At 53.4% G+C, this 12,481-nt stretch carries 10 protein-coding genes; 4 read left to right on the top strand and 6 right to left on the bottom strand.

Features of this window, described 5'->3' with window-relative positions; translation table 11 throughout:
• The first annotated feature begins 56 nt into the window (after positions 1-56).
• A complete protein-coding gene (locus QQJ87_RS07110) occupies positions 57-1,052 on the top strand; it encodes a tetratricopeptide repeat protein (protein WP_284280844.1) in 996 nt (331 codons plus the stop codon).
• Here QQJ87_RS07110 and QQJ87_RS07105 read toward each other — a convergent pair whose 3' ends face one another.
• Together QQJ87_RS07105 and QQJ87_RS07100 are read right to left on the bottom strand one after the other, a co-directional pair.
• Positions 1,053-1,274 (bottom strand): hypothetical protein, encoded by a 222-nt coding sequence (locus QQJ87_RS07105; RefSeq protein WP_284280843.1) that lies wholly within the window; start codon positions 1,272-1,274, stop codon positions 1,053-1,055. It lies immediately after the preceding gene.
• 136 nt (positions 1,275-1,410) lie between these two features.
• Entirely contained in the window at positions 1,411-3,366 is a 1,956-nt protein-coding gene (locus QQJ87_RS07100; protein WP_284280842.1) for a S8 family peptidase, read from the bottom strand.
• 128 nt (positions 3,367-3,494) lie between these two features.
• On the opposite strand from QQJ87_RS07100, the gene QQJ87_RS07095 reads away from it, so the two are divergent.
• Positions 3,495-4,949, top strand: coding sequence for a DUF5666 domain-containing protein (locus tag QQJ87_RS07095; RefSeq protein WP_284280841.1), 1,455 nt, complete (start codon positions 3,495-3,497; stop codon positions 4,947-4,949).
• An 87-nt stretch (positions 4,950-5,036) separates the two neighbouring features.
• Here the strand turns inward: QQJ87_RS07095 and QQJ87_RS07090 are convergent, their stop codons facing one another.
• Genes QQJ87_RS07090 through QQJ87_RS07075 form a run of 4 tightly spaced genes read right to left on the bottom strand, consistent with a single transcriptional unit; the run spans position 5,037 to position 10,881 of the window.
• On the bottom strand, positions 5,037-6,359 hold the full coding sequence (locus QQJ87_RS07090; protein ID WP_284280840.1) for a TolC family protein: 1,323 nt from the start codon (positions 6,357-6,359) through the stop codon (positions 5,037-5,039).
• The gene (locus QQJ87_RS07085) at positions 6,360-6,656 is read right to left on the bottom strand and encodes a DUF3240 family protein (protein WP_284280839.1); all 297 of its coding nucleotides are present in this window, start codon (positions 6,654-6,656) and stop codon (positions 6,360-6,362) included. It lies immediately after the preceding gene.
• Complete coding sequence (locus QQJ87_RS07080) at positions 6,653-9,718, bottom strand: efflux RND transporter permease subunit (RefSeq protein WP_284280838.1); 3,066 nt, start codon at positions 9,716-9,718, stop codon at positions 6,653-6,655. The genes QQJ87_RS07085 and QQJ87_RS07080 overlap by 4 nt, the downstream gene beginning before the upstream one ends.
• Positions 9,715-10,881, bottom strand: coding sequence for an efflux RND transporter periplasmic adaptor subunit (locus QQJ87_RS07075; protein WP_284280837.1), 1,167 nt, complete (start codon positions 10,879-10,881; stop codon positions 9,715-9,717). Before QQJ87_RS07075 ends, QQJ87_RS07080 begins: the two co-directional genes overlap by 4 nt.
• 117 nt (positions 10,882-10,998) lie before the next feature.
• Between QQJ87_RS07075 and QQJ87_RS07070 the strand changes: the two genes are divergently transcribed.
• Together QQJ87_RS07070 and QQJ87_RS07065 are read left to right on the top strand one after the other, a co-directional pair.
• Positions 10,999-11,661 (top strand): response regulator, encoded by a 663-nt coding sequence (locus QQJ87_RS07070; RefSeq protein ID WP_284280836.1) that lies wholly within the window; start codon positions 10,999-11,001, stop codon positions 11,659-11,661.
• A complete protein-coding gene (locus QQJ87_RS07065; RefSeq protein WP_284280835.1) occupies positions 11,661-12,419 on the top strand; it encodes a sensor histidine kinase N-terminal domain-containing protein in 759 nt (252 codons plus the stop codon). Before QQJ87_RS07070 ends, QQJ87_RS07065 begins: the two co-directional genes overlap by 1 nt.
• The last annotated feature ends 62 nt before the right edge of the window (positions 12,420-12,481 follow it).

Raw genomic sequence — 12,481 nt, 5'->3', positions numbered from 1 at the left:
CAATTGGTTTTAGAAGATTTCGTCTTTGTCCAAAAACTTAAAAAATGAATTCACCCGTGCTTCACAGATCGCTTTTTGTTGCTGTTCTTCTCATTCCCGCCTTGGGGTTTGCTCAAACCCGGTGTGGCGCCAGTTTTGAACGTGAACCGACAAAAACGACCATCAATGTTTGTCGGGATGAGCTGCATGGCCCTATCAGCCATGGCATGAAAGAAGAAATTTTGACGATACTGGGAAAGACCTATCTGGCTCAGGGTGAACAAGACATCGCGATCGCCTCATGGAATGAGGCAAGCCAGTACACGCTGCCTGCCAAAGACCAACCAGAGGCCAATCAAAAGTGGGCTGAACTGCAGGTGCTGATCGCCCAAACCTACGCCCAGATGGACAAGCCCAAGCTGGCTTACGCCCAATACATGAAAGCCCTGAAAACCCTGAAAGTGACTTCAGGTGAGCGTTCAGTGCCTTCGGCGGTTGTCTATGATTCGATGGGCACCTTTTACGCGCAACAGAAAGAGGCTGATAAAGCAGAACATGCATTTTTAAGATCGCGCATTGTGTATGAAATTCGGCTCGGCGCTGACAATCCAAAAACCATCGACACACGCCTGAACCACGCGGTGGCGTTGATGGATCTCGGGCAGGCGGACCAGGCGAAGGCACGTTTTGAAGAGCTGGCCAACATAGTTAACACCGATACTTATTACGCGAACCAGCCCATTCGCGCTGAAATATTGACATTTTTGGGCACGATGGAGATGCAAGACAACAATCTGCCCACTGCCGCTATGCACTACGAAGAGGCATTTAACGTTCGGCAAACTGCTTTCGGCCCCAACGATTTACGAACCAGTCAGTCTTTGAACAACCTTGGCGTTGTCTTGTTTCGGGCAGGCAATCTTCAGCGGGCAGAACAGGCTCTGAGCAGGGCCTACATCATCCGCAAAGATTTGCTGGGTGAGAAGGATCCACTGACCGTCAGCACCCAGCGTAATCTTCAGGCGGTCATCGCAGCGGAAGACGCCGCTGCGAAGCGCCCATTCAACAATTGATCAAGCCTTTGAAGGGGCTTTCAGCGCTTTGCGGTTTGATCGAAAGCTTTTGAATTCGTACACGCCGACGATCAAAAGCGCAGAAAAAACACAGCCCAAAGCGGCAAGGAAACTGGGTCCTGCCAGTTGATAGTCGATGTACTCGACCAGTCCATTGATTGCCAAGGCGGTTGCCACCAACAAGATCGTGAGCACGCCAGGATAATTTCGCAGTGCTTTCATGGTGAGATACTCCTTCAAATTAATGACTAATTAGTCAGTATTGGAACTGTATCATTGCGCAATGGCAATGATTGGAGTATTCATTCTAATGTTGCCTTGAAACAAAACCATATAAAACAGTTACTTACAATAAACCTTAAGTAGATCTGCACCGATACAGAGCCAACAAGACTGCCAAGATGACAAGGCCAGGCAAGGCTGGTGATGAACCGCCACCACCGCCACCTGTACTCCCATTGCTGCCACCCGTTGTAGAGTTCTCTCCAACCGCAGGGTTGGTGCCTGTGGTGGCACCCACCAGTGAAATGGCGTCTGTGTTGTTCACCAATGGGGACAAAAGCCCGGCCAGCAGCGTCGGCGAAGTCGAGCCGGCTGTTGCCACCGTAATGGGTGCTGTCACGCTGCTGCCGTCGCCCAATGTGGCTGTCAGATTGAAAGCCTGAACGCCCTGGGGTGCCATCACATTGACATCAAGTCCAGAGACACTCAGCGTGGGGTCTGGCGCTGTGAAATCGGACTTTTGAACATTGCTGATGGAAAAGCTGGCGCTTGAAGCCACAACGCCCTGGCTGCTGATGCTGCCCTGGGCAGAAAACTGACTGGATTGCCCGGGCGGAATGACCGTTCCGGAATTGGAGTACAGGTTCACCAATGGCGCTGCGGACACTCGACGGATGAACTGATCAACATCGAGCATTCCGGAACCGCAAGTGGCAGTGGTGCAATTGCAAAAAGTACCTGTGCTGGATGTACTGCAAGCCGGGTAGCCTGACGTGCTCAAGAATGGACGAGTGGTTGCAAGCAACTGGGCAACCAATTGATCGGAGCTAAGGCTCGGGTTCAATGCGTGGGCCATTGCCAGCGCTGCAGACACCTGCGGGGCCGCAAAGCTGGTTCCAATTTTAGCGCTGTAGGTGTTGGTCAGTGGCCCAGCGATGCCCGTGTTGCCGGCACCCCACATGGGATAGGCGGAGTCCCCGCCAGGGGCAGTTAGCGCGACCGGGGATCCGAAATTGCTGTAACTTGATTTCAAACCCTGTTGATCCGTGGCTGCCACTGCAAGGGCGCCCGGGCAGTTCGCGGGTGTGTCCACAGAGCCACCATTGTTGCCTGCAGCAGCCACAACCAAAACCCCGGCGGCTCGCGCATCGGCCACAGCCTGGCCCTCAATGGCATTGACACAAGCCCCACTTGCGCCAAGGCTGAGGTTGATTATCTTGGCGGGGTAGGGGTTGGCAGGCACGCCGTTTACAGAAAGTCCGGCAGCCCATCGAATGGCATCGGCCAAATCGGTGGTGTAGCCACCACATTTGCCAAGCACGCGCACGGGCTCAACCACTGCATTCCAGTCCATTGGAAAAACGCCTTCGGACGCAATGGGGTTTCCAGCAATCATGCCGGCGGTGAAGGTGCCATGCCAAGAAGAGCTGCTGACAGAGCCGCACCCTGGGTCGGCTGCCAGATCGGTGGCGGACACGCCATCACCGGGGTCTGTGGGGTCGGCATCACGGTCACTGGCACCGGTGCTTTGGCCATCATTGCCGTTGAATGCATCACTGACAAAGTCGTAACCGGGCAACAGGTGCCCCAACAGCATAGGGTGATCAAAGCGCACGCCTGTGTCGAGCACTGCCACCACTGTCGGGCTTGTGCCGTGATGGTTTGTAAACAGAGGAAACACGTTGGCAGAGGCGGGCTGAGTGGACTTGTCCTGAAGGTTCCAGGATCTTGCTTGATGGGACGGATCCAATGCGTTGAGAAGACCCACAATCGAAGACTGGGCGCGAATACGAATGCGACGATCAAGCGCCACAGATTGAACGCTGGGGTCGGATTGCAGTCGCTGAACGATCTGGTCCACATTATGACCGGATGGTATTGACACTACGCTGCCATGGTTGCCAAATCGCCGCAAACTGGGCAAGGGCGTTCCAACAACCTTGGCAACCTCGTCAAGACGACTTTGCAGGTCTTTGCTTTGCAGTACAGATTGGCGATGGGGGTCCGTTTGCTTGAACTGAATGACCAATCGCGTGTTATTGGCCTGTGCGCCAAAGGCAATTAATGCCAGGAAAATACCACTCAATTTCACGAATACACTCCGCCTGTGATGTGTAACCATGTGTTACCAATGGTTGCTTAATTTTAGATTCAGCTGTTTAACGATCATTTAAATTTGCGAGTGCACACAGCATTCCAATTGTTACAGGAAATTTTGAAATGTCCATCAAAGTCAAGATCGTCACACCTTCAGTGCCTTTGAAATTGCTCGTCATCGTGCTTGCAGTCGGTAGCGCCTTGGCAGCCTGCGGAGGCGGAGGAGGCGCAAGCACCTTGCCTGCTTCGGTAGCACCCGCATCTGCGTCCGGCCCCATCAGGGGATTTGGCTCGATTGTCATAAACGGGTGTCGTTGGTCGACCATTCAATCCAAGGTGCATGATGACCTCGGCAATCCGTTGGGTACCGACAATCTGTACATGGGCATGCAAGTACAAATTGATGGTAACAGCGATTCTACAGGCACTGAATGTATGGCCAACGACATTCTCGTGGACAAGGAATTCGCTGGGACCATTTCGTCAGTGAATTCTGGTGCAAACCAGTTCACGTTGCTGGGTCAGACGTTTACTGTGGATACTGGCACTTTCTATCAAGACCAAGCCAGCAGTTTTGCCAGTCTTGCTGCGGGAAATTACGTGGAGGTGTATGCCCTCGCAAAACCGGACGGAAGCTATCAAGCCACTTTGGTGGTTAAAAAAACAATGGCACCAGCCAGCAATGTATACGAAGCACAGGGACAAATCACCAACCTGAACACCGGCAATACAAGTTTTCAGATCGGCACAGGCTTGACTGTTGACTACAGTGGGGTTCAACCCGCGCCAACCGGGCTGGCGAATGGTCAGCTTGTAAAGGTGGTCGGTAACAACTTGACTGCTGGTGGCACCACCCTGCAAGCCACCAAGCTTATTTCAAAAACTGCAAAAGACCAATTTGCGAATTCAGCGATTGAAATCGAGGGCTATGTGCAAAATGATGCCGGCGATCAAGATCCGAACACTTTCACAATCGCGGATCTGCCTGTAAACGTCAGCGGCGCCTCGCTTCGTGGTTTGACTCAGGTCACCGTGGGTGCGTTTGTTGAAGTTAAGGGCAACTATGACGGCACAACATTACAGGCCACGCGCGTTACTACAGAGGCCGAGCGGGAAAAAGAAGATGGCGGTAGAAACGAGCTTTACGGTCTGGCGAAAAACGGCACACTGAACACGACCAGTAACACCCTGACCTTTACGGTTCAAAACGTGAATGTCAGTTACTCAAGTGCCTCTGACGTTTGCGGTATCACCACAGGGACACCCTATGTAGAGGTCAAGGGCAATCTCAGCAATGGAACCCTGGTCGCGAACAATGTGGAATGCAAGTCCACAGGCGGCTCTACATTTTCCAACAACAGTTTTGAACTTCATGGCGTCATTGCCAGTCTGAGTCAAGGTTCAAGCCTGTTTACCCTGACCGACGGCACAACGGTGGATTACAGCGCAGCCCAGTTTGAAGATGGGAGTGTTGCTGATTTGAGTGCTGGCGAGCGTGTTGAGGTAAAGGGGCAGTTTGACAACACGAATAACCGGGTCAAGGCTGTGAAAATCGAGTTGGAGGACAAACGCAACTGATTGTTGCCGCTGGCGCCAGTTCTTGAGGTGGAACTGGCCCTGTTATCCGGTAGCCCATGATTGGGCCAGCCGGATTTTTTTTGGTTGCTACTCAATGCTTTCGGGTGCGGCCCACAGCACATGTGAATCAATCAGAAGCCGAGCCGCCGCTTTTTCAGCATCCAGACGTGCTTTCAAGGCGTCCAGCTGAACCTGTGCGGTACGCAAACGCGCAGCTTGCAATTCGAACTGACTAATTTCGCTTAGAGAATAGGCCCTTAACTGCTTCTGAAACAGGTCCAATTGTGCCTGTTGGGTGCTGGCGTATATCTTCCATGCAGCGGCAGCTTGTGTGTATGCCTGGGTGGTGAGGGTAGCCTGGGTTTGTGCACCTCGGTTTGCCAACTCAAATGCAAGGCGGGATTGTTCAGCCTGGCTTTGTGCCTGTAAAGCCAATTCACTGCGTTTTGCGCCCCCAATTGGAAAGTTCACCTGAAGCCCCAGAATTTGCTCGGCGTTGTTGCGTTCTCTGGAATAGGTCAAGGCCAAAGTGGGGTCCGCCAATTTTTCAGCGGCTTTGCGGCTGGCCTGGCTTGCGGCCAGTTCAGACTGTACCCTGGCCAACTCAAGACCATGATTCTCTTCAATCATCCGATCTATCCAGTTTTTTTGCTCGGAGTCGGTCAGCAAGGGCTCCTCGAGCCTGTTTTCCATGGATTGAGGAGCTTTCTGACCCTGAATCAAGGCTGAGGACCCCGGAAACTGCTCCTGAAGGGCTGCTGCAGCGCGTTGTTCATCCAACTGAGCAGCTTGAAGCTGAGCCAACTGGGCTTGATAATCCAGCTTGCTTTGCTGGCTGTCCGTGGCAGAAATCTCGCCCAACTCAAAGCGTCGCTGTTGCTGTTTGCTAAAGGTCAGGGTGGCGTCTGCGAGTTGATGGAGAAGAGCGACTCGTGCCTGCTGGTAACGCAACTCAAACCAGTAGTCGTTCAGGGTACGCGCCGTTTCGTGCCAGGCATCGGCCGCCGTTAGATGCGCCAACTCGCCGTACTGACCTGACATCTGTTGATCAATTTTGGCTTTGGATCCAATTCTGACGGTTCGCGAAATGCCAATTTCGTAGTCTTGCTGACTCAGATTCTGCAACCGTTCGTTGCGGTGCCTTGTCGCAACCAGTGCCTCCCACTCGTAGGGGCTTTGCTGACTCAGACGGCTGTTGGCCTGTTCAATCTTTTTTTGCTCAAGGCCGGTTTGCACGCGTGTGCTGTTTGTCAGCAATGGCATGACGACTTCGAGTGGGGGCAGGGCGGGGGCAACCCAACTGCCCAAGGCCTCTACTTTGGGCAGGCTGGCGGGTGCAAGGTTCTCTGCTTTGGCAGTGCTGAATGCAAGGCTGGCAATTGCCAACGTGATCACGGTACGACGAAACATTCAAAGCACTCCTTGTTCCAGCAAGGGCATCATCATCCATTCGACATGCTGTGGATGCCGGCCCTGCCCCAATTTGTCAATCAAAGCCTGTGCGTCTGCCTGCGGCAGCAACAATTGAACACGCACCATGCGGGCCGCCCCAGTCACCTGTTCATAGGTGGATTCAAGAGGGGCCCCTGGGCCTGACTCTTGCACCTCTGAAGTCCACATGCGATAGTCGCCCGGAACAGCGTCCTGTAGTCGGCCTTTGAGCCAGTCCTGTTCACGATGCGGGGCTGTGATGGTCAATAAAATCATTGTTCAATCTCCAGGCGCTGTTTGGCCGAGACGCCAAAACGCTGAAACAGGGCTGGCATCACCAGCAATGTCAGGGCTGTGGCAGTCACCAAACCGCCAATGACCACGATAGCCAGGGGCTTTTGAACTTCAGAACCGGGCCCGGTGGCAAATAGAAGGGGAATCAGACCCAAAGCGGCAATGGAGGCGGTCATCAGCACCGGGCGGAGACGACGGACCGAACCCAGGTGCACCGTGCGCTGCAAGGTGTTGCCGGCATTGAGTAAATTGTTGAATTCCGTCAGAAGTACCAGCCCGTTCAACACCGCAATACCCATCAGGGCAATGAAGCCGACCGCTGCCGGCACTGACAGATATTGCCCGGAAACCAGCAGAGCAAAAACGCCCCCCACCATGGCAAACGGAATGTTGCAAACCACAAGAACGGCCTGCCGCACATTGCCCAAGGTGAAAAACAGAATCAGCACAATCAAGCCAAGTGCAATTGGAATGACGGTGAGCAAACGCTTGGCGGCCCTTTGCTGGTTTTCAAATTGCCCACCCCAACTGACCCGATAACCCGTTGGCAACTTGATTTGTTGTGCAAAGTTCTTTTTCGCTTCGTCCACAAAACCAACCAGGTCGCGGCCATTGACATTGGCGCGCACCACGGTCATCCGTGAGGCATTTTCTCGATCAATTCGCACCGGGCCAGCTTGCTCGGTGAGTGTCGCGATGGAGGAAAGCGGAACCATTTGCCCAGACCGGGTTGGCAATCGAAGCTGGGCTAGCGATTGCAGGCTGGTTTTGTCGGCACGGATCAGCAATGGAGTGCGACGTTCCAGTTCTTGCACTTCGCTGATGGGCATGCCTTCTACCATTTGGCGAAGCATTGACTGCACCTCCAGGGTCGAAAGACCCATGGCCCCCATGACGTCGTGATTCAGGCTGACCTGCAGATATTGAACACCGACAGCCTGGCTGGTCAATACGTCTTGTGAGCCAGGCACATTCTCAAGCATTTTCAAAGTTTGCTCGGCCAATTGATTCAGCGTTTGAAGGTCTGGGCCGTATATTTTGACAGCCAGATCTCCGCGTACACCCGACAACATTTCGCTGGTTCGCATTTCAATGGGCTGTGTAAATCCAATATTCACACCGGGTATGTCGCCGGCCGCCTTGCGGATGGCTTCAATCAACTCGTCTTTGGATTTGAAACGCCATTGATCGGTCGGCTTTAAAACCATAAATGTGTCAGTCTCATTCAGCCCCATGGGGTCCAAACCAAGCTCGTCAGAGCCTACCCGCGCCACAATGCGCTCGACTTCTGGTACGGCATTCATCACGGCTTGCTGGATTCTTAAGTCGATGGCAGAGGATTCAGCGAGTGAGATGGAAGGCAGCTTTTCGACCTGCATAATGATGTCACCTTCATCCAGTGTCGGAATGAACGACTTGCCGACAAAGCTGACTGCCCCAATCGCACCGGCCAACAACACCAGTGCCACTGCATAAATTTGACGAGGGTGGGCCAAGGCAGACTTCAGGAAATGGCTATAGTTACGCTCTAGCCACAGAACAAAACGGGGGCTTTGATGATGCCCCTGTTTGAGCAGCATGCTGGCCAATGCCGGAATCACGGTGAGTGACAGCAACAGTGAGCAGCCCAAGGCAAACACAATCGTCAAGGCCACTGGGGCAAACATCTTGCCTTCCAGTCCCTCCAGCGTCAGCAAGGGCAAAAACACGGTCATGATGATCAGGATACCGGAGGTAATGGGCACAGCCACCTCACGAGTGGCCTCGTAAATGGCATTTAAAAAACCGGCATGTTTTGATCCACTCTGACGCGCTTCAATGTTTTCAACCACAACCACAGCCGCATCAACCAGCATGCCTATCGCAATGGCAAGGCCGCCCAGCGACATCAGGTTGGCAGACAGCCCAACCCAGCGCATCAGTAAAAATGTACCCAAAGCGGAAAGCGGCAAAATGACTGCCACAGCCAGCGCTGCCCGCAAATTGCCGAGAAACACCACCAAGAGGATCAGAACCAGAACGATGGCCTCGTACAGTGCCTTGGTGACCGTGTGCACCGCTTTGCCAACCAAGGTGCCCCGGTTGTAAAAAGGTTTGATGGTCATGCCCGCCGGCAAGGTTTTGGCAATCTCGTCCAGCCGCTTGCTGACTTGGTCAACCAGCAGACGCGCGTTGGCCCCCCTCAAGCCCAGAACAAGCCCCTCGACAGTCTCTTGCTTGCCATTCTGGGTGACCGCGCCATAACGCGTTAAGCCCTCAATGCTGACTTTGGCCACATCACCCACGCGTACAAGCTGGGCGCCACGGCCTTTAATGACAATGCTGCGCAGGTCCTCTGGCGATTGAATTCGACCCTCACTGCGCACCAACAGGGCTTCTTCACCTTTGTCGACTCGGCCAGCGCCATCATTTTGATTGTTCTGTTCGATGGCCATCTTCAGCTCATCAATGCCGATGCCAAAGGCTGACAATTTCTCAAAATCAGGGGACACCACGTAACTTCGCACGTAGCCACCCAGTGAGTTCACATCAGCCACACCCACGATGTTTCTCAGTTGGGGGCGGATCACCCAATCCAGCACGCTTCGGCGCTCGGCCAGACTTTGCGGACCTTCCACGGTGAACATGAACATTTCACCCAGGGGCGTGGTGATGGGCGCCATGCCACCTGTGATGTCGGAAGGCATGCCTGCCAGCACACTGCCCAACCTTTCAGACACCTGCTGCCGGGCCCAGTAAATGTCGGTTCCTTCGTCGAAATCGATCGTAATGTCGGCAATGGCGTATTTTGACTGTGAACGCAACACGGCCTGATGCGGAATTCCCAGCATCTCCTGCTCAACAATTCGAGTAACCCGCGATTCCACCTCAGAGGGCGTCATACCCGGTGCTTTCAGGATGATTTTGACCTGCGTGCTGGACACGTCCGGAAATGCATCGATGGGAAGCCCTTGAAACGCCCACAACCCCGAGAGCAAGAGCACCAAAGCCAGCAATGAGGTTAATAGCCTTTGCGACAGGGCCAGTGCGATCAGACGGCTCATTCTGCAACACCCATGCCCTGCCACGCGGCCTTGATCAATGCGATTCCACGGGTTGCTACACGGGCATTTTGAAGACCCTTAGCCGCCGAAACGGGCAGTTCGATCACCGCTTTGTCATCGGCATCGGCCACTTTTCGGACCGACAGTGCCTGAAATCCCTTTTCATTCTGGACAAAAAGCCAATTTTTTCCGGATTGAAACACCACAGCAGAGGAGGGCACACTAAACCGGCTTGTGGCCGCGCCGGCTTGGCTTGAGTCTGATTTGTCGAGCTGAAGATGCGCTGAAACGATTTGATTGACCCGCACGCAGGTTTGACCTAAATCTCCTTTCAATGCGGCACGCACAACCACAGACTGACTGCCGGCCTCAATGCTGCTTCCCACCCCGATCACTGTGCCGGCTTGAGGACAACCCTCCATTGTTACTCGCTGACCTGCGCGCACACGAGTGGCGTTGGCAGGGTCGGTGTACAGGCGAAGTTCCAGTGCCTTGGGGTCCAGAACACTGAACAGGACTTTCCCGGCTGAAACATGATCGCCAACTGCACTTTCTAGCCCTGTAATTTGCCCGCTGCGTGGCGCTGGAACCACCCAATCTGCTGCCAGATGACCCGCTGCCATGGACTCAATCTGAGAGGCAGGCACACCCATGAGCTTCAAGCGTTGACGCGCGGCCTGATCGGCTGCGTTCGCCTGAATGGCGGCCTGTTGCGTGCGATCCAACCTGACTTTGGGAATTAAACCATCCTTGAACAAGGCTTGATCCCGTTGCAAATCGCGATTGGCCATGGCATGCGCTGAAGCAGCATCCACCAGGTCGCGCTGCAACTGCACAAACACAGGGCTGGACAGGCGAACTACAGCTTGTCCTGCTTTAACCTCAATCAAATTGCCTTGCAACACTGCGGTCAGCAGAACATCTTCGGGCAGTGAAACTGCAACCTGTGCACCGGGCGCAGCCACTGCGGTGCCGCGCAAGGTCAAAGTTCCATCTTGACTGGCAGTCAGGGGCGTGGGCATTGCCGTTTGAATGGCGACTGCATCCAGTTGTGCCTTTGAAATCACGATCTGTTGCGCCGTTTCAGCGGCATAAACAGGCATGGCTGCGGCCATACACATCAAAAATAGACCTAGTACACCCGAACTCTGAAAACGTCGCATCTCTGCCAATTTCCTGACTTTGCTTTGGAGATCGCAAAGGTAGCAGGCACATCTTAAGGTGCCATTAAGAATGTCGAGATATTCTTAAGACTATTATCGGAATGGTGAGACTAGAGAATGAAAATCCTGCTGATTGAAGACGACCCACTACTGGGCAAGGCCACTCGAAAGGGGCTGCAGACCGAGGGTTACACAGTGGACTGGATTGAAAACGGTGCAATGGCCATAGGCGCGATGGAAACCCACACCTACGACTGCCTGGTGCTTGACCTGGGACTTCCGGGCATGGAGGGCTATGACGTTCTTCAATATGCCCGAAAAAATGGTCACACCATGCCTGTGCTGATCATCACAGCGCGAGAGGAAATTGCAGAACGGATTCGACATCTGGATGGCGGCGCAGACGATTTCATCATTAAGCCGTTTGATTTGTCTGAATTGGCGGCTCGAATCCGGGTAAGCTGCAGACGTTCGCAGGGCAGGGCAGAAGACACGGTTTCACACGGTAAACTAACCTTGTATCCCGCTCGAAAACAAGTAGCGTACGAGGGTCGTGAAATTGCTTTGACCGCCAAGGAATACAAGGTGCTGATGACTCTTTTTAACAGCAATGGACAGGTTTTAAGCCGTGGACAGCTTGAAGAAGCCATATATGGATGGGGGGAAGAGGTGGAAAGCAACTCACTGGAGGTTCACATCCATCACCTCCGAAAAAAGCTGGCCAAACCGGTCATTGAAACCGTACACGGCATTGGATACCGATTGGGGCAGGTTGTTTGATGTTCAAAGCAAAAGGGTCGACGTGGTCGCTCAGACAACGATTAACTGCCTTTCTGTTCCTGTTGATTCTCCTGCTGTGGACATTCAGCGCTGGTTTGATCTATCGCTTGTCAGAAAAAGAAAGCAACGAACTGTTCGATGCTTCGCTGAGCGAAACGGCAAATCTGCTTCTCTTTCTGTCGCATCACGAATTTCAGGAAATTCCGGAGGGACGTCCACCCGATTTCGACTCTGAAATGGGGCTGACCGATCAGTACTTGTCTTTCCAGTTGTGGGACGATTCCAACCGGCTGCGGTACAAAAGCACCAATGCACCAAGCCGACCCCTGGCCCCTTTGGACCACACTGGTTTTAGCTGGCAAACCATCCAGCACAGCAAGGTGAGGGTGTACAACCACACCAGCCCAGACGGGCACATCCGCGTACTCATCTCGGATTCAATCAAGCATCGACAGGAAATTTCGGCTCATTTTCTTCAAAATTTGTTGTTATTTACCTTGTTCATGATGCCGTTAAGCTACCTCGCAGTGCGCGCCATCGTTCAACGGTCTTTGGGCAGCATCAAAAAGGCCGTCAGCGATGTAAACCAGTTGGAAGCGCATCGAATCGAGCAGGTCAGCACCGATTATTTACCCAATGAAATCAAACCCTTGGTGAATGCGCTTAACATGGCGCTTGAACGAATTCAACGCGGCTTGAACCGTGAAAAGCGCTTTACCGCCGACGCCGCTCATGAACTGCGAACCCCATTGGCATGACCTTGCCCCTGAAAGATGGACTCGTTAACTGGAGTGTTTTTATACTTTGGTTCAAGGAGAAT

It is taken from the genome of Limnobacter litoralis, from assembly GCF_030160455.1.
Classification (GTDB): Bacteria; Pseudomonadota; Gammaproteobacteria; order Burkholderiales; family Burkholderiaceae_B; genus Limnobacter; species Limnobacter litoralis.
This window is presented reverse-complemented; position numbering and strand designations above follow the sequence as displayed.